Annotated in this window: 18 protein-coding genes; 12 read left to right on the forward strand and 6 right to left on the reverse strand. The window is 45.9% G+C overall.

From position 1 onward, the window contains the following. Positions 1-60 precede the first annotated feature (60 nt). The 5 genes from CIK04_RS10785 to yfcE are packed head-to-tail and all read left to right on the forward strand — an operon-like array spanning position 61 to position 2,928. Entirely contained in the window at positions 61-795 is a 735-nt protein-coding gene (locus CIK04_RS10785) for a DUF1538 domain-containing protein (RefSeq protein WP_097353514.1), read from the forward strand. Beyond that, entirely contained in the window at positions 792-1,586 is a 795-nt protein-coding gene (locus tag CIK04_RS10790; RefSeq protein WP_017421043.1) for a DUF1538 domain-containing protein, read from the forward strand. The genes CIK04_RS10785 and CIK04_RS10790 overlap by 4 nt, the downstream gene beginning before the upstream one ends. Then, positions 1,576-1,926, forward strand: a complete 351-nt coding sequence (locus CIK04_RS10795; protein WP_013572243.1) for a P-II family nitrogen regulator — start codon at positions 1,576-1,578, stop codon at positions 1,924-1,926. Before CIK04_RS10790 ends, CIK04_RS10795 begins: the two co-directional genes overlap by 11 nt. Beyond that, positions 1,923-2,330, forward strand: a complete 408-nt coding sequence (locus CIK04_RS10800; protein WP_011078310.1) for a CBS domain-containing protein — start codon at positions 1,923-1,925, stop codon at positions 2,328-2,330. Before CIK04_RS10795 ends, CIK04_RS10800 begins: the two co-directional genes overlap by 4 nt. A 46-nt stretch (positions 2,331-2,376) precedes the next feature. Further along, positions 2,377-2,928, forward strand: a complete 552-nt coding sequence (gene yfcE, locus CIK04_RS10805; RefSeq protein WP_176463319.1) for a phosphodiesterase — start codon at positions 2,377-2,379, stop codon at positions 2,926-2,928. A gap of 35 nt (positions 2,929-2,963) precedes the next feature. Here yfcE and CIK04_RS10810 read toward each other — a convergent pair whose 3' ends face one another. The 4 genes from CIK04_RS10810 to CIK04_RS10825 are packed head-to-tail and all read right to left on the reverse strand — an operon-like array spanning position 2,964 to position 5,462. Further along, the gene (locus tag CIK04_RS10810; RefSeq protein ID WP_011078308.1) at positions 2,964-3,242 is read right to left on the reverse strand and encodes a SelT/SelW/SelH family protein; all 279 of its coding nucleotides are present in this window, start codon (positions 3,240-3,242) and stop codon (positions 2,964-2,966) included. A 9-nt stretch (positions 3,243-3,251) separates the two neighbouring features. After that, positions 3,252-4,007: a sulfite exporter TauE/SafE family protein gene (locus CIK04_RS10815; protein WP_038939405.1), complete on the reverse strand. Its 756-nt coding sequence runs from the start codon at positions 4,005-4,007 to the stop codon at positions 3,252-3,254. 51 nt (positions 4,008-4,058) lie between these two features. Continuing rightward, complete coding sequence (locus tag CIK04_RS10820) at positions 4,059-4,577, reverse strand: regulatory protein ToxS (RefSeq protein ID WP_097353512.1); 519 nt, start codon at positions 4,575-4,577, stop codon at positions 4,059-4,061. Positions 4,578-4,589: 12 nt separating this feature from the next. Beyond that, positions 4,590-5,462: a transcriptional regulator gene (locus tag CIK04_RS10825; RefSeq protein WP_097353511.1), complete on the reverse strand. Its 873-nt coding sequence runs from the start codon at positions 5,460-5,462 to the stop codon at positions 4,590-4,592. A gap of 232 nt (positions 5,463-5,694) precedes the next feature. On the opposite strand from CIK04_RS10825, the gene htpG reads away from it, so the two are divergent. The 5 genes from htpG (at position 5,695) to CIK04_RS33265 (ending at position 11,860) form a co-directional block, all read left to right on the forward strand. Next, entirely contained in the window at positions 5,695-7,599 is a 1,905-nt protein-coding gene (htpG, locus tag CIK04_RS10830) for a molecular chaperone HtpG (RefSeq protein ID WP_039563259.1), read from the forward strand. A gap of 305 nt (positions 7,600-7,904) precedes the next feature. Further along, positions 7,905-8,549 (forward strand): adenylate kinase, encoded by a 645-nt coding sequence (gene adk / locus CIK04_RS10835; RefSeq protein WP_097353510.1) that lies wholly within the window; start codon positions 7,905-7,907, stop codon positions 8,547-8,549. Positions 8,550-8,738: 189 nt separating this feature from the next. Then, positions 8,739-9,698 (forward strand): ferrochelatase, encoded by a 960-nt coding sequence (gene hemH / locus CIK04_RS10840; protein ID WP_176463320.1) that lies wholly within the window; start codon positions 8,739-8,741, stop codon positions 9,696-9,698. 204 nt (positions 9,699-9,902) lie between these two features. Next, entirely contained in the window at positions 9,903-10,676 is a 774-nt protein-coding gene (locus tag CIK04_RS33260; RefSeq protein WP_325205708.1) for a hypothetical protein, read from the forward strand. A 71-nt stretch (positions 10,677-10,747) separates the two neighbouring features. Then, complete coding sequence (locus CIK04_RS33265; protein WP_325205709.1) at positions 10,748-11,860, forward strand: HAMP domain-containing methyl-accepting chemotaxis protein; 1,113 nt, start codon at positions 10,748-10,750, stop codon at positions 11,858-11,860. Positions 11,861-11,933: 73 nt separating this feature from the next. On the opposite strand, the gene CIK04_RS10850 is transcribed toward CIK04_RS33265, so the two are convergent. Next, on the reverse strand, positions 11,934-13,322 hold the full coding sequence (locus CIK04_RS10850; RefSeq protein WP_017421031.1) for a peptide MFS transporter: 1,389 nt from the start codon (positions 13,320-13,322) through the stop codon (positions 11,934-11,936). A gap of 305 nt (positions 13,323-13,627) precedes the next feature. On the opposite strand from CIK04_RS10850, the gene rfaH reads away from it, so the two are divergent. Next, positions 13,628-14,134, forward strand: a complete 507-nt coding sequence (rfaH, locus tag CIK04_RS10855; protein ID WP_013572233.1) for a transcription/translation regulatory transformer protein RfaH — start codon at positions 13,628-13,630, stop codon at positions 14,132-14,134. Positions 14,135-14,216: 82 nt separating this feature from the next. Here the strand turns inward: rfaH and asnB are convergent, their stop codons facing one another. After that, complete coding sequence (gene asnB, locus CIK04_RS10860) at positions 14,217-15,881, reverse strand: asparagine synthase B (protein ID WP_017421030.1); 1,665 nt, start codon at positions 15,879-15,881, stop codon at positions 14,217-14,219. A 279-nt stretch (positions 15,882-16,160) separates the two neighbouring features. Here asnB and CIK04_RS10865 point away from each other — a divergent pair. Beyond that, the coding region (locus CIK04_RS10865; protein ID WP_176463321.1) for a transposase domain-containing protein at positions 16,161-16,405 on the forward strand (245 nt) is incomplete at its 3' end.

Raw genomic sequence — 16,405 nt, forward strand, 5'->3', positions numbered from 1 at the left:
ATCGCGACGAAAAAAACTCTGCAATGATTACAACAAGGACAATCACACTAAGGACAGCGGATGAATGCAATCATAGCGTTACTTAAAGCGTTTGCGGCAAGTGCGAGAGATTTGTTGCCCATTGTTGTGGTGATTGTTTTCTTTCAAATCGTTGTACTCAAAGAGCCACTACCCAATATTTTGTCCATCGGCTTTGGTCTTGTTCTTGTGATCCTCGGTTTGACCTTTTTTATCTTTGGCTTAGAAATGGGGCTCTTTCCCATTGGCGAATCGATGGCGCAAGCTTTTGCGAGAAAAGGCAGTGTGTTTTGGTTGATGGTTTTTGCGTTTTGTCTTGGTTTTGGTACGACGATCGCAGAGCCCGCCTTGACCGCGGTCGCTAATGAAGCGGCAGAAGTCGCGGCGGAAGGAGGCATGATTGCCCATACAGAAGATTCTATGGATGAGTATGCCAACGGCTTGCGTTTAACCGTAGCGTTGTCAGTTGGGGCTGCGATAGTACTTGGCGTACTGCGCATCTTAAAAGGTTGGCCAATTCACTATTTGATTATTGGTGGCTACATTGGCGTGGTGGTGCTGACGGGGTTTGCTCCGGAAACCATTATCGGCCTCGCATACGATTCGGGAGGCGTCACGACGTCTACCATCACTGTTCCCCTTGTGACGGCGTTGGGGGTGGGGCTCGCTTCATCCATTAAGGGGCGAAACCCGATGATTGATGGTTTTGGCTTAATTGCGTTTGCCTCCTTATTGCCCATGATGTTCGTCATGATCTACGGCATGGTGTTGGCATGATTGAGTTCGAACGCTTTACCGACACTTTAACCACCACCGTATTGGATGTTGTCCCCATAGCGGTGATCATTTTTGGCTTTCAATTTGCCATTTTACGCAAGCCAATTACCAATCCATTGAAAGTGTTGCTTGGCTTTGGTTACGTGATCATTGGTTTAGCCTTATTTTTGATTGGCTTGGATCTCGCTCTTTTTCCATTGGGTGAGACGATGGCGATACAACTGACGGAGCCTGCGTTTCTGCAAGCCGTGCGAATCAGCATAGGTCAGCAGTTAGAATGGGTGGATTACTACTGGGTGTACCTGTTTGCGTTTTTTATCGGCTTTAGCACGACTATCGCGGAGCCGTCATTGATTGCGGTGGCGATTAAAGCGAACCAAGTTTCTGGTGGGAGCATTGGCGTTACGGGTTTGAGAGTGGCTGTTGCTATAGGTGTCGCTTTTGGGATTGCCCTTGGAAGTTATCGTATTGTGGTCGGCGATCCGATTCATTATTACATCATTGCTGGCTATATCATTGTGGTCATTCAAACCTACTTTGCCCCAAGAATGATTATTCCCCTAGCTTATGATTCCGGTGGCGTGACGACATCGACCGTGACAGTGCCGTTGGTTGCCGCACTAGGGCTGGGGCTTGCTTCAACCGTACCTGGCAGAAGCCCATTAATTGATGGGTTTGGCTTAATTGCTTTTGCCAGCCTTTTTCCGATGATATCTGTGATGGGCTACGCGCAAATAACGCAGTGGTTCAATCGCCGCTATTCGTCACAGGAGGATGATGATGCGATTTAAATTGATTCTAGCATTCGTGGAAGACAGTAAAACGGATGTGGTGTTGGATGCCGCGCGAGAAGCGGGGGCTACCGGAGCGACCGTGATTAACAACGCTCGCGGTCAAGGTTTGAATCAAAAACGCACTTTTTTTGGCCTCACGCTGGAAGTGCAGAAAGACGTCGTACTGTTCGTGGTTGAGGAGCACTTATCGCGACATATATTGGAAACCATCAGTGAAGTCGGGGAATTTGATACCGAATCTGGGCAAGGGATCGCCATTCAAATCGACATAGAAGATGCCGTAGGTGTGGCGCATCAAGTCGCCAAGTTGACCAAAGTGGTTGAGGATGAAATATGAATAGCCATGATAAAATTCGAGTGAGAGACGTAATGGCCAACACCTTTGTCGTGGTGGATGGCCTTACGACGGTGCACCAAGGGATCACACTGGCACGCGCACATCAGGTGAAAGCGCTGGTGGTGAATAAGCGTCATGAGGATGATGAATTCGGTATCGTTTTGATGAACGATATCGCCAAAAAAGTGCTGGCAAAAAATCGCTCGCCCAATCGCACCAATATTTATGAAATCATGACCAAGCCTGCGTTGTGTGTTTCGCCGGATATGAATGTAAAATACTGCGCACGTTTGTTTGAGCGTTTTGGCATTAGCCGAGCACCAGTGATTGAGAATGGTGAAGTGATCGGTATGGTCAGCTACAACAATATTGTGATCAATGCCATGGCTCGGGATGACGAATAGTCTTTGCAGCGTTAGAATACCCTAGTATTTTTAGGGGGAAGTGCTTGTGAAATTATTTTTTGCTTCGGATTTGCATGGCTGCCTAGAGGCGACAGAGCAAACATTGGCGTTATTTGAACAATCAGGAGCGGATCACCTTATCTTACTAGGGGACATACTCAATCATGGACCAAGGAACCCTGTTCCTTCGTCTTATAATCCACCTCAAGTGGCAGAGAAATTAAATCAGTACGCCAACCAAATTATCGCGGTCAGAGGCAATTGCGATAGTGAAGTGGATCAGATGTTGCTCTCTTTTCCAATGATGATGGATTACAGTTGGGTATTGCTTGAATCAGGCGCTCGACTCTTTCTCACTCATGGTCATCTGTACAATGCCAAACAACAACCTGCGTTGAAAGCCGGGGATATTTTGGCGCATGGGCATAGCCATGTGGCGCTAGCGGAGCAGCAAGGGGAGATCGTCGTTTTTAATCCGGGCTCTGTGACTTTTCCTCGGGAAAATCAACCGGCTAGCTATGGCCTCTTTGAAAATGGCGCCTTGTCCGTTATTTCATTACAAGGTGAGCTGTTACACTCCTGCCAAATTGGTGGCTAAAATTTAGCACGTCAAATAAGGCAGTCACCACTGCCTTATTTTTTGTCAACGTGACCAAGATCCCTTTCGGGGGCGATGATATCGCGGACTCTTTGTTTGAGCTCTTTTGCTTCAGGAAAACCACCATCTCGCTTTCTCTCCCAAATCAGCTCATCGTTGCAGTGGATCTCAAAACGCCCACCAGTATCGGGATAGAGGGTAATAGAGGCAATCTCCTCACTGAACGTATGCAATAACTCTTGGCTCAACCAAGTCGAGCGAAGCATCCAGTTACACTGGCGGCAGTAATAGATCTCAATTTTCGCTTTGAGCATCGTCAATCCTTAAAATAACAATTTAAGCCCAACGGCAAAAGTCAGCAATTCAAAGGCCATTTTTACCGTTCGATTACTGTAGCGATTCGTCATCCATGCGCCAAGTGCGCCACCCAAAAAAGAGCTTGCGAGAAGAATGGGTAGCCAAGGCCAATGAACAGGTGCGCCAGCTTGCACTACTGCAATACCACCAATACCGTTCCAAAAGAAACCGACGCATATTAGCGTAAGAGCAACGGCTTGCTTGTAATCGTAACCAAACCAACGGACCAAAAACAAGGTCACTAATAATCCTGAGCCCGCAGTGAGAGAACCGTTAATGATGCCGATCAATAGTAGCCCTACACCACCCAGCAACCAGCCAGAAAGATCCCTGTTTCGAGGTTTTTCTTCTTGGCCGAGTTGTTTTTTGAATCGTGAGTAAACGCCAAGCAGTAATATCATTATCCCGAGCATAAATTCCGCGATGTTACTTGGGATCAGCAAAACGATATTTGCCCCAATAATCACGCCAATACTGCCAGTCAGAATCAGATAGAAAGCGGTGGTAAGTTTGATTTTCCCCGATTTTAAATGCGTATATGCGGCACCAAGACCGAGAGCCACACTGGCCAGTTTGTGAGTTGCCAGTGCCACACCAAAAGGCAAGCCAAGAAAAATGAGCAGGGGAAATTGCAGCAACCCTGCACCTCCGCCAGCAAGAGAGGCGAGTGTGTTGGCAATCAGAGAGCCGAAGAAGAGAAACAGTGTTGAAATCCAATCCATATATACGCCAAAGGGAGCATCCCGCTCCCTTATTTGATGACTAAACGCTCATCAGTTAGAAAACAGTACTGATGAGCCGTGGTTCAGGCTGGTCAGCAATAATGTTTGGTCATTAACGATATCGATGCGACGGCTTTGTTGTGCATCCATTTTGAACACTTTCGTGATGAGTTTGAGTTGAGCATCACTGAAATCTTTTGATTGGGAAGAAGAGATGTCTTTAAACTCTTTTGCCGTCACCAGCAGATAATTGTCGCTGACGTCCCAAGTGCCTGATTCAGAAATGTTGATCACCACCTCTTGAGAGGACTCATTTGAGTAAAGCTTCAACGCCGAAACGCGCACGTAATTGCTATTGGGTAGATACTTAACGTTCGACGTTAAGGTAACTCTGCGCAGGGGTCCGACGGAACCTTCATTTTGCAGATCATCCGTGATGACAGTCACCATGTAGGACTGCCACTCTTTGGAAGTCAAAACCTGCTCAACTTTGAGGTCGCTACCCCAATAAAGCCACCCACTAAACACAGCCGATGCAGCCAAAACAACAGAAGCAATTCGAAGTTTCATTGTGCACCTCTTTTATTTACAGATAGAGCCAAGATCGTTTTGCTCTGAGAAAATTCTCAGCGTCACGTTCTCGTTTGAATGTGGAAGTGTGTGGATGTAATTGAGGATTAACTGATTACCCTGGCCACCTGTCGCGATCACTTTTACTGGAGAAGAATCGCCAGTATGCGTTTCTGCATACTTATTAACACACTGTCTAATAGAAGGCATCCAAGCTTGTAATGGTGGATGATTCAGTGGAGTGAGCACTTCCACACCATTGACATTTTCCAGTAAACGGAACTTAGACTCCGACGGATTGGTGAGTAAGACAACGCAGAGTGGCAGCAGTGCGGCTAACAAGAATAGCCCTTTAATTAGCCAATTTTTTTGCGACGCGGCCATCTTTGTTGACGTGCCAGCATTATGCGCGACATCTCTACCAATTTCTGACGAGGATGTTTGAACCGCGTCAGTACTGATTTCGTTTTCTAATTCTTCTTGATCTAATGCTTCAGAAGCTGCGTCATTCACGTTGTTGGCTGAATCTGACAGGAGCGGGTTAATGCGCTCAACCGAACAGATCAACTGATAACCACGTTTTGGAACCGTTTTCACAAACTCAGGGGACTTTGTAGAGTCTTTGAGCATTTTGCGTAAGGTAGAAATCGCTTGAGTTAGGCTGGAATCATCGACTTCGAAACCTTGTTCGCGCCAAACAAACTCATGCAACTCGTTACGAGTTAACACCTCGTTAGGTTTTTCTGATAACAGAAGTAAAATTCGACTTTCATTGCTACCTAATCGAGTCACTTCATTGTTGACAGCCTGATCAAGTAATGTGTTGCTGTTAGGATCGAAAACAAATCGCTGCGCGATTACAAACTTAGTGCCGATATTACTCATGAGGTTCTTCTTTATATCGATGATTCAGCGTTTTTTGGTGCTTATTTGCGCAATAAGCGCTTAGACCAACATCTCTTATGCTTCTTTAGATGTATTTAGCTCAATAGGATAATTAAATTTATCTAAAAAAACAGCGTTTTTACCACAATTGACCTTGAATTTACATTTGTCAGCCATATGTTACGTAACAAGCGATTGATTTCCCACCCAATTAGAGAACTTTGGAGTGAAAATGAACGAGACAGTAGCAAATAACAAAGAAACTCGTGGCTTTCAGTCAGAGGTAAAACAACTTCTCCATCTGATGATCCACTCACTGTATTCCAATAAAGAAATCTTCCTACGCGAGTTGATCTCCAACGCCTCCGACGCAGCCGATAAACTGCGTTTTCAAGCGTTGTCCAATCCTGCTCTTTATGAAAATGATGCAGAATTGGGCGTGAAGCTTTCTTTTAACGAAGAACATAACACGCTGACGATTTCCGATAACGGTATTGGTATGAGCCGCGAAGAAGTTATTTCGCATTTGGGCACCATTGCCAAATCTGGTACGGCGGAGTTTTTCTCTAAACTATCTCAAGAGCAATCAAAAGATTCTCAGCTGATTGGTCAGTTTGGTGTCGGTTTCTATTCAGCCTTCATTGTGGCTGATGCAGTGACGGTACGAACTCGAGCGGCGGGTCTTAGCGCAGACCAAGCGGTACTTTGGCATTCTGCAGGTGAAGGTGACTACACCGTTGAAGACATTACCAAAGAATCACGTGGTACTGATATTATTCTGCACATGCGTGAAGACGGCAAAGAGTTCCTTAACGAGTGGCGTTTACGTGATGTGATTGGTAAGTATTCCGATCACATTGGCATTCCTGTTTCTATTCAAACCCGTGTTCGCGATGAAGAAGGCAAAGAAACAGAAGAGGTGAAGTGGGAGCAAATCAATAAAGCTCAAGCACTTTGGACGCGTAATAAATCCGATATCTCAGACGAAGAGTATCAGGAGTTTTACAAGCATGTCTCTCACGATTTTGCTGACCCATTACTTTGGAGCCACAACCGAGTAGAAGGCAAAAACGACTATACCAGCCTCCTTTATATTCCATCGAAAGCGCCTTGGGATATGATGAACCGTGACCATAAATCTGGTCTTAAACTCTATGTTCAACGTGTTTTCATCATGGATGATGCTGAGCAATTCATGCCATCTTACCTGCGTTTTGTGCGTGGTTTGATTGATTCCAACGATCTGCCGCTCAACGTCTCTCGCGAGATCTTGCAAGACAACAAGGTGACTCAATCGCTACGCAGTGCGTGTGCCAAACGTGTCTTAACCATGCTTGAGCGCTTAGCGAAAAATGACGCAGAAAAATACCAAACCTTCTGGAAAGAATTTGGCTTGGTGATGAAAGAAGGCCCCGCTGAAGATTACGCGAACCGCGAGAAAGTGGCGGCGTTGTTACGCTTTGCCTCAACAGAAGTGGACTCTGCAGAGCAGACCGTTTCTCTTGAGTCTTATGTTGAGCGTATGAAAGAAGGCCAAGATAAGATCTACTACCTCACAGCAGACAGCTATGCGGCAGCGAAAAATAGCCCTCACTTGGAGCAGTTTAAAGCCAAAGGTCTTGAAGTTATCTTAATGTTTGACCGTATTGACGAATGGTTGATGAACTACCTAACAGAGTTTGATGGTAAACAGTTCCAGTCAATCACGAAAGCAGGCCTTGATCTTAGCCAATTTGAAGATGAGCAAGAGAAAGAGAAGCAGAAAGAAACGGAGCAAGAGTTCCAGTCAGTAGTTGAGCGCACCAAGAGCTACTTGGGTGATCGCGTGAAAGAGGTGCGTACCACCTTTAAGCTAGCGAATACCCCTGCGGTGGTGGTGACCGACGATTTCGAAATGGGCACGCAGATGGCTAAGTTACTGGCTGCTGCAGGTCAGGCTGTTCCTGAAGTGAAGTACATTTTTGAGATTAACCCAAATCATACGCTGGTTAAGCAAATGGCGGATGAAGCGGATGAAGAAGCGTTTGGCCGCTGGGTTGAGGTATTACTCGGCCAAGCGATGTTGGCGGAACGTGGCTCAATGGAAGATCCTAGCCAGTTCTTAACGGCCATTAACTCGCTTTTGACTAAGGGCTAATAAGGCCAAAATCACCAAAAAGCTCGCATTTGCGGGCTTTTTGTATGTATCGGCATTCAACATGCAAAAAAATGATGGTTTCCAAAGCGATTTGTGAGAGCTTGAACATTCTTTAGTCTTAACTGACTCTAGAACGAGAAATTATGTGGTAGAATGCCAACTTGAAACGAAATCCACAGGCGTGTAATGTGCACGCCTATTTTATTGTCAATTTGAAGAACACTTATACCGAAACTTACCGTGGGGCATAGCCTAGTTGGCAGTGAGCTTCGGTATAAATCATCATAATCGAAAGAGGATTCAACATGCGCATCATTCTTCTAGGTGCTCCAGGTGCAGGTAAAGGCACACAGGCTCAATTCATCATGGAGAAGTATGGTATTCCACAAATCTCTACTGGTGACATGCTACGTGCTGCTATCAAAGCAGGTACTGAGCTTGGTAAACAAGCAAAAGCTGTTATCGACGCTGGTCAGCTAGTTTCTGATGAAATCATTCTTGGTCTAATCAAAGAGCGTATCGCTCAAGAAGATTGTGCGAAAGGTTTCCTACTAGACGGTTTCCCACGTACGATTCCACAAGCTGACGGCCTAAAAGGAATGGGCGTTGATGTCGATTACGTTATCGAGTTTGACGTTGCTGACGATGTGATCGTTGAGCGTATGGCTGGTCGTCGTGCGCACCTGCCTTCTGGTCGTACTTACCACGTTGTGTACAACCCACCTAAAGTGGAAGGTAAAGACGACGTAACAGGTGAAGATCTTGTTGTTCGTGATGACGACAAAGAAGAAACCGTGCGCGCTCGTTTAGGTGTTTATCACTCACAAACGGCACCACTTATCGAGTACTACGGTAAAGAAGCGGCAGAAGGCAACACGAAGTACCTAAAATTTGATGGTACTAAGCAAGTTGCAGAAGTGAGTGCTGATATCGAGAAGGCATTAGCATAATAGGCAATACCTATTATCAACCGTTTTCAGAATTTTGTTATAGTAAAGCGACCTTAAGGTCGCTTTTTTATTATAGTCATCAGCGGTTTAGTTTTGCCGTGATTCATAATGACTCAATGGACGTTGTAGAATTGATCGATGTCGCCACCTTTTCGTAAAACCACCTTCAGCCACTATCGTAGAGAAAGTATGAACAACACAAAAAAACGCGGAGTGCTTTTAGTCAATCTCGGAACTCCCGAAGAAGCAACGGCCCCAGCCGTAAAACGATTTTTAAGCCAGTTTTTGCACGATCAGCGTGTAGTGGACATGACGCGTTGGCTTTGGTGCCCTATTTTACATGGCATCATTTTACCCATTCGTTCGTCTAAGGTTGCCAAGCTTTATCAAACCGTTTGGATGGAAGAAGGCTCACCGTTAATGGTGTACAGCAAGCGACAGCAAGTTGCGTTGCAAGCAAAGCTCAATTGTCCTGTGGAAATTGGTATGACTTATGGCACACCCAGCGTACTGGATGGGGTGAGCAAGCTTCAAGCTCAAGGTGTGGATGAGATTTGCGTCTTACCCCTTTATCCGCAGTATTCAGGCACCACAACGGGAGCTGCGTACGATGCACTTGCGCATGCGCTGCGTAAGGTTGCCGTCGTGCCCAGTATTCAGTTTGTTCGTGACTATCATGATCACCCTTTGTATATCAAAGCACTGGCTGAATCAGTACGTCAATCTTGGCAAGCACAAGGTAAAGGGGATTACCTTCTTTGCTCCTATCACGGTATTCCACAACGCTACGCCGATAATGGCGATGTCTATCCTCTGCATTGCGAAATGACAACAGAGTTACTGCGTCTCGAATTAGGGTTGGACAAATCCCAAATTGGCACCACCTATCAATCTCGCTTTGGTCGAGAAGAGTGGCTGCAACCCTATACGGATAAAACGTTGGAATCGTTGCCCGCGAAGGGCATAAAGTCTCTTGATGTGATAACCCCTGCGTTTTCGGTTGATTGTTTAGAGACGTTAGAAGAAATCTCAGAGCAAGGCCAAGAAAGCTTTCTGCATGCAGGCGGTGAGCAGTATCGTTTTATTCCTTGCTTAAACGACACCCCAAATCACATTGAAATGATGGCAAGGCTCGTTACAGAGCGGTAATGCGTTCTCATTGCAAGACTCCTATCCTCAACGCCGTTTCTCTCACGGCGTTTTTTATGCCGATTATCGGTGTTCCTCTAAGTCAAATAGCATAAAGCTTCTGACTTTATTGTTATTACCTTTGCTGGCTTTTGTGACTTTTTTCACTTCTCTGCTAATTTTTAAGAGTGCCATTTGCGGTTAATAACCAAAAGGGAGTCAACAATGGGACTCGATAACATTTCAATTAGCAAGAAGCTCTATTTTTCACCACTGATTCTGATTCTTATTTTATTGGTGATAGTACTAGTCAGTGCCAACTTGCTGAATTCACTGACGAAAGATATGAACAGGATCGCCTTCGATCTTGCGCCAGACACCGAGTTGGCAGCAGAAATGACTGATAGTGTTTATGGCTTAAGATTAACGGTCAAAAACTTTATTAAAACTGGGGAACAACAGTTTGTATCTCGTTTCCAAGACAATGCGTCTCGCTGGACGCAGTTTATGGATCGCGCCTACAACGAAATACAAAATCCACAACGCGTACAGATCCTTAAAGAGATTGATGGCTTAAAGGCACAGTATCTCACCACGTTTACACAAGTGGTGGTAAACAATATGAATATGCGAAATGAGCTGGTTAATGGTGTGCTCAATGTCGACGGTCCGCAAATAGAGAAGAGACTCACCAGTGTCATGGAAAGTGCGAAAACCGATGGTGATGTGGTTGCAGCCTACCACGCAGGACGAGCACTCAGATCGCTCTTGCTCGCGCGACTTTATGTCGCCAAGTTTTTGGTTGAAAACCAGCAGGCACAAGTTGATCGCTTCAATCAGGAATTTAAAGCGGTATACAGTGAGATTACCAGCTTACTTGCAACGTTAGAAAATGCGCAACGTCGCCAATTGACCAACGAAGCAGAATCGCTGTTTACAAAGTATGAAAAAGCGGCCAATTCCGTCACCAGTTTGATTTTGCCCGTAACGAAGGGATAAAAACGCTGGATACGATCGGCCCGCAAGTCGCACAACGAATCGCATCGCTTCGTGAGTCGATAGCTAGCTCAATGGAGCAGGCGGCAGAGCAGGCCAATGAGAACGCAGAACAGTCTATCACCTTTCTTTATGGTATCGCGGCGATTGCTGTTGTCATTGGTTTGTTGTTCTCCTTTGTCATCACGCGATCGTTAATAGTTAAAGTGCAAAGAACGACCAATGTGCTTCAAGATATTGCTCAAGGAGAAGGAGACCTCACTATACGCGTGCCCACTAGTGGTAATGATGAACTCGATGTATTAGCTGGTCATTACAACACCTTCGCAGGCAAACTTCAGCACACCATTCGTCAAATGAGCGAAGCGGCTGCCCAGATGCTGCAAGCGGCTGAGATTTTGGCATTAAAAGCACGAGACACACAAAGTGAAGTGCGAGAGCAACAATCTCAGGCGCAGGTTGCGGCGTCGGCGATGACGGAAATGTCGGCGAGTGCGCAAGAAGTTAGCGCGAGTGCTCAGCAGGCAGCGGATCTTTCACAATCGACGGCTGATTCTGCGACGCAAGGTTCAAAAGTGGTGATGGAAGCAACGCAGTCAATGCAAAAACTCAACGAGCAAATTGCCAGTGCTGGCGATACGGTTGAACAACTTCGAGCCGACAGTGAACAAATTGGTACGGTGCTGGATGTTATTCGCAGTATCGCAGAGCAAACCAACTTGCTCGCGCTGAATGCGGCGATTGAAGCGGCAAGGGCAGGGGAGCAGGGGCGAGGATTTGCGGTGGTGGCTGATGAAGTCCGTTCTTTGGCATCGCGTACCCAAGAGTCGACTGAAGAGATTCAGGCCATCATCGGTAGTTTGCAGCAGCGAGCCGAATTGGCTAACAAGGCAATGCACCAGAGCCGTCAAAGTGCTGAGCAAACCGCAGAGCAGGTGCACTCGGCAGAAGCAGCGTTGACCTCAATCACAGGCTATATCACCCAGATCAACGATTCCATTGGGCAAATATCTACAGCGGCGAATCAGCAGGCAATCGCGTCGGACGAGGTCAGTGTCAATGTGAACAATATGTCCGACATCTCAGAGAAAACACTGGTGCAATCGTCTGAAACCACAGAATCCGCTCAGGCGATGAAGCGATTGGGTGAACAAGTAAACCAGCTACTGAAACAGTTCAAAGTGTAAACTTAGTTCATTCAACATAAAAAAGCGCGCCAATCGTTGGCGCGCTTTTATGCTTTTGCACTTTAGACACAAATTAAGAAACTAAGGCTTGTTGTTCTTCAATTTGTTCTGCGGTTGAACTTCCACTTTCAGCCCCATGCATCCAACGTACAAGTTGGTTTGAGAACAGAAGTAGAATCACACCCGATACAGTAGCAGTGACAGCGATACCGCTAAAGATTGCCATAGCACCTAGCTCGCCAACGTGAGAGCCCACATAACCCGCCACGTAGTTCGCGATCGCATTACAGCCGAACCAAGCGCCCATCATCAAAGATGCGAGACGCAAAGGCGCCAATTTGGTGACAAGAGATAAGCCAATGGGCGATAGACATAATTCCCCCAGAGTATGGAAGAAAAATGCGCCAACAAGCCATAGCATGGATGTTTTTACCGATGTATCACCGCTTTGTTCAACAACGGCACCGACCATACATAAGAAACCCAGCGCAAGGAAAAACATCGCTAAAGCAAATTTAACGGGTGAATTCGGCTCGCGTTTACCCAGTTTTACCCACAATACAGCAAGTACTGGCGCGAGCGTGATGATGAAAAATGGGTTCAATGATTGAAACCATGCAGCAGGAATCTCAAAGCTGCCGATCATGCGGTCAGTATACTGTTGGGTGTAGATATTCATTAGGCCGCCCGCTTGTTCGAAACCAGCCCAGAATACGATAGTGAACAAGCTCATCACGAGGATCACTTTGATGCGATCCACTTCTTCTTTGGTTAAGGCTTCTTTTTGGGCTGACTTCTTAATAGCGAGATCGCGCTTTGCTGCTGGCTCACGGCCAATATCTCCTAGCCATGATTGTGCGAGGGCCATTTGCATCACTAAGCTAATAAGCATGCCGATACCGGCAGCAACAAACCCCGCTTTCCAGCCGAATTCCGTGGTCACTGAACCTGACACGACACCGGCGATCAACGCACCGAGGTTGATACCCATGTAGAAAATCGTGAACGCACCATCTCGGCGGTTATCACCTTCTTGGTATAAATCTCCCACCATGGTTGAGATATTTGGTTTAAACAGACCGTTACCCGCAATCAATAAAGCAAGGCCTAGATAGAAGGTGTGAAGTGAACCTAAACCAAGTGCATCAGCAGGAAGCGCTAGGGTGAATTGACCAATGGCCATTAGCGCGCCACCAATCAGGATCGAACGACGCTGACCTAAGTAGTTGTCAGCAAGGTAGCCACCAATAAGGGGGGTAATGTACACCAAACCTGTGTAGGTGCCATAGAGGTCGAGGGCATCTTTGGTAGACCAGCCCAAACCGCCATTGATGGTGGTGTCGGTGAGGTATAAAACTAAAATTGCACGCATTGCGTAATAGGAAAAACGTTCCCAAAGTTCAGTACCGAACAAAAGGAAAAGGCCACGAGGATGACCAAAATATTGATGTTGGTTTGGCATAAGTTTGACTAATTCTAGTTATGAAATTTTTTATAGGCGAATACGTATACTCCTCGTTGTTTAAATACTCAAACATTTTTAAATGGCAGTAGATTGTTCGGTTTGTATTTAACCTTTTGTTATAAAGGGTTTTCCAATGTTTTGCTTGGGTGGTTTCTACGTGTTAGAAACTAATATTCCATTTTTGGTCCTGCGAATTAACGTTTAGCAAACAAAATGTATTGGTTTGTATGATTGCAACTCACGCGATTTCCTATAGTCTGGCGAAATGCTAGGATAAACAAAAAATAGATGGCTAGTGATAAATGAAAAAGTGGTATTTGCTGTATTGTAAGCGCGGAGAGCAGATCCGAGCGAAGCAACATTTAGAAAACCAAGGTGTTGAGTGTTTCTATCCCACCATAGAAGTTGAAAAAATTTTGCGTGGGAAACGCCAAACAAAGAGTGAGCCCTTATTTCCTTCCTACATTTTTGTTCGCTTCGATTTTGAAATAGGCCCTACGTTTACCACTGTTCGTTCAACCAGAGGTGTGGTGGATTTTGTGAAGTTTGGCGCGCAGCCAAAAGAGCTCCAAGGGGATTTGATTTATGAACTCAAGCTTCTTGAACAAGAGGGACATCAAAGTGCGTTGCAGGGGAGTAATTTGCCGAAACCGGGTGATTCGATCAAAGTGAAAAGCGGGCAGTTCGCGGGTATCGAGGCCATTTTCCAAGAACAAGATGGCGAAACACGTTCAATCATGCTGGTTAAAATGATTTCCCAGACCGTGCCAGTGAGCATTGAAAATAGCGACCTAGAACTGAAAGGATGAAGTGAGCGGTCAACAAACCTTAGTAAAGAAGGCACCTTGTGGGTGCCTTCTTTCGTTGTTGTTATCGTGAACGACGTATGGATTAATACGCTTCGTTATGCACTGCTTTCACTGCTCGACCTGACGGGTCAATACAGTTTTTAAAGGACTCGTCCCATTCAATCGCTTTAGCAGACGAACAAGCCACTGATGGACCTCCAGGGACACACTCTGCCGCCGATGGCAGTGGGAACAACTCTTCAAAAATTTCGCGGTATACGTAGCCTTCTTTTGTTGTTGGCGTGTTGTATGGGAAGCGGAATTTTGCGGCTTCCATCTGTTGATCGGTTACTTTCTCTTCTGCAACGGCTTTGAGTGTGTCGATCCAGCCATAGCCCACGCCATCAGAGAACTGCTCTTTTTGACGCCAAGCAATGGAATCTGGTAGGTAGTGCTCAAAGCACTCACGAAGAATGTGTTTCTCCATTTTGCCGTTGCCACACATTTTATCCGCAGGGTTCAAGCGCATTGCAACATCGATAAACTCTTTATCCAAGAATGGCACTCGACCTTCAACACCCCAAGCCGCCAGCGATTTGTTTGCGCGAGCACAGTCAAACATGTTGAGCGCAAGCAGTTTACGTACTGTCTCTTCGTGGAACTCTTGTGCGTTCGGTGCTTTGTGGAAGTAGAGGTAGCCACCAAAAATCTCGTCAGCTCCTTCACCAGAAAGTACCATCTTGATGCCCATGGCTTTGATCTTACGTCCCATCAAATACATTGGTGTTGACGCGCGGATGGTCGTGACATCGTATGTTTCGATGTGGTAAATCACATCACGAATTGCGTCCAATCCTTCTTGAATGGTGTACGTCATTTCATGGTGTACAGTGCCAATTTTCGCCGCCACTTCACGGGCTGCTTTGAGATCTGGAGCACCGTCAAGGCCAATAGCAAATGAGTGAAGTTGTGGCCACCAGGCTTCAGTCTGTTCGTCGTCTTCAATTCGCATTGCGGCATAACGTTTAGCAACCGCAGAGGTAATAGAAGAATCAAGTCCACCTGACAGTAACACACCGTAAGGCACATCTGTCATCAACTGACGTTTCACTGCCGCTTCAAGCGCTGCGGTTAGTTCTTCCTTGCTGCTGCTGTTGCCTTGCACCGCTGCGTATTCATTCCAATCGCGAATGTAGTAACGTTGAGGGCCCGCATCGGTTGAACTGTAGTAGCTACCTGGAGGAAACTCACTGATGGTTTTGCAAACTGGAACCAACGCTTTCATTTCGGACGCGACATAGTAGTTGCCGTGCTCATCATAACCTTGGTAAAGCGGGATGATACCGATGTGGTCACGTCCAATTAGGTACTGATCTTTCTCTTCATCGTAAAGAACAAAAGCGAAGATGCCGTTTAATTCTTCTAGGAGATCGGCTCCCATTTCTTGGTAGAGAGCGAGAATCACTTCACAGTCAGAATCTGTTTGGAAATCATATTTTCCTTCGTAACGAGCACGAATTTCTTTGTGGTTGTAGATTTCACCGTTTACTGCAAGGATGAGTTTTTTATCTGGGCTGTAAAGAGGCTGCGCGCCGCTGTTAAGACCTACGATCGCAAGACGCTCATGAGCAAGAATTGCTCGGTCTGATGCGTAGATCCCTGACCAGTCTGGGCCACGGTGACGAAGTTTTTTCGACATCTCTAAAGCGATAGGGCGAAGCGCCGCTGCGTCGCTTTTAATGTCTAAAATGCCAAATACTGAACACATACAACATCCTTTTTAATTAAATCATTTCTAAACGGTATGGCTTCAATTTGCCAGTCTGAACAAAAAAAGCAACACTCTTCGATAAAAAAAGTAAACAAAGGAGCTGATGATTAGAAATTATTTAATTAAAGTGCAAAATTGGTGAATGCAAACAAGGTTTTGGTGAAAAAGGAAGCAAAAAGGCCCAGGTTTGTGGCAATGTAGATCAGATAAGGATCGGTTGACCGATCCTTCTGATGAGAGACAATCGGAAACCTGTTTATAGGTTTCCGATTTTTTATGTCTATCCAAAACTATTTTGCTGACTTTCTTGAAGAGAGTCCTGTTGATGTCGCTCAGCTAACCACCTTCTCCGAGCATATTCCTGATGAGTGGGTTGCTAAAGCGGCAACACTTTCCGATAAAGCGACAATTCGTCGACGTCGTTTACCTAGTGATATGGTTCTTTGGCTTATTGTTGGAATGGCGTTTTTCCGCAATGAGTCTATTGCAGAAGTCGCACGGCGAATGAATGTCTGTGCCGA

It is taken from the genome of Vibrio sp. 03_296 (assembly GCF_002265885.1).

Excerpts from the sequence above, each read along its gene's own strand:
- CIK04_RS10785 (WP_097353514.1), top strand. The coding sequence starts at position 61 with ATGAATGCAATCATAGCGTTACTTAAAGCGTTTGCGGCAAGTGCGAGA.
- CIK04_RS10790 (WP_017421043.1), top strand. The coding sequence starts at position 792 with ATGATTGAGTTCGAACGCTTTACCGACACTTTAACCACCACCGTATTG.
- CIK04_RS10795 (WP_013572243.1), top strand. The coding sequence starts at position 1,576 with ATGCGATTTAAATTGATTCTAGCATTCGTGGAAGACAGTAAAACGGAT.
- CIK04_RS10800 (WP_011078310.1), top strand. The coding sequence starts at position 1,923 with ATGAATAGCCATGATAAAATTCGAGTGAGAGACGTAATGGCCAACACC.
- CIK04_RS10810 (WP_011078308.1), bottom strand. The coding sequence starts at position 3,242 with ATGCTCAAAGCGAAAATTGAGATCTATTACTGCCGCCAGTGTAACTGG.
- CIK04_RS10815 (WP_038939405.1), bottom strand. The coding sequence starts at position 4,007 with ATGGATTGGATTTCAACACTGTTTCTCTTCTTCGGCTCTCTGATTGCC.
- CIK04_RS10820 (WP_097353512.1), bottom strand. The coding sequence starts at position 4,577 with ATGAAACTTCGAATTGCTTCTGTTGTTTTGGCTGCATCGGCTGTGTTT.
- CIK04_RS10825 (WP_097353511.1), bottom strand. The coding sequence starts at position 5,462 with ATGAGTAATATCGGCACTAAGTTTGTAATCGCGCAGCGATTTGTTTTC.
- htpG (WP_039563259.1), top strand. The coding sequence starts at position 5,695 with ATGAACGAGACAGTAGCAAATAACAAAGAAACTCGTGGCTTTCAGTCA.
- adk (WP_097353510.1), top strand. The coding sequence starts at position 7,905 with ATGCGCATCATTCTTCTAGGTGCTCCAGGTGCAGGTAAAGGCACACAG.
- hemH (WP_176463320.1), top strand. The coding sequence starts at position 8,739 with ATGAACAACACAAAAAAACGCGGAGTGCTTTTAGTCAATCTCGGAACT.
- CIK04_RS33260 (WP_325205708.1), top strand. The coding sequence starts at position 9,903 with ATGGGACTCGATAACATTTCAATTAGCAAGAAGCTCTATTTTTCACCA.
- CIK04_RS33265 (WP_325205709.1), top strand. The coding sequence starts at position 10,748 with ATGGAGCAGGCGGCAGAGCAGGCCAATGAGAACGCAGAACAGTCTATC.
- CIK04_RS10850 (WP_017421031.1), bottom strand. The coding sequence starts at position 13,322 with ATGCCAAACCAACATCAATATTTTGGTCATCCTCGTGGCCTTTTCCTT.
- rfaH (WP_013572233.1), top strand. The coding sequence starts at position 13,628 with ATGAAAAAGTGGTATTTGCTGTATTGTAAGCGCGGAGAGCAGATCCGA.
- asnB (WP_017421030.1), bottom strand. The coding sequence starts at position 15,881 with ATGTGTTCAGTATTTGGCATTTTAGACATTAAAAGCGACGCAGCGGCG.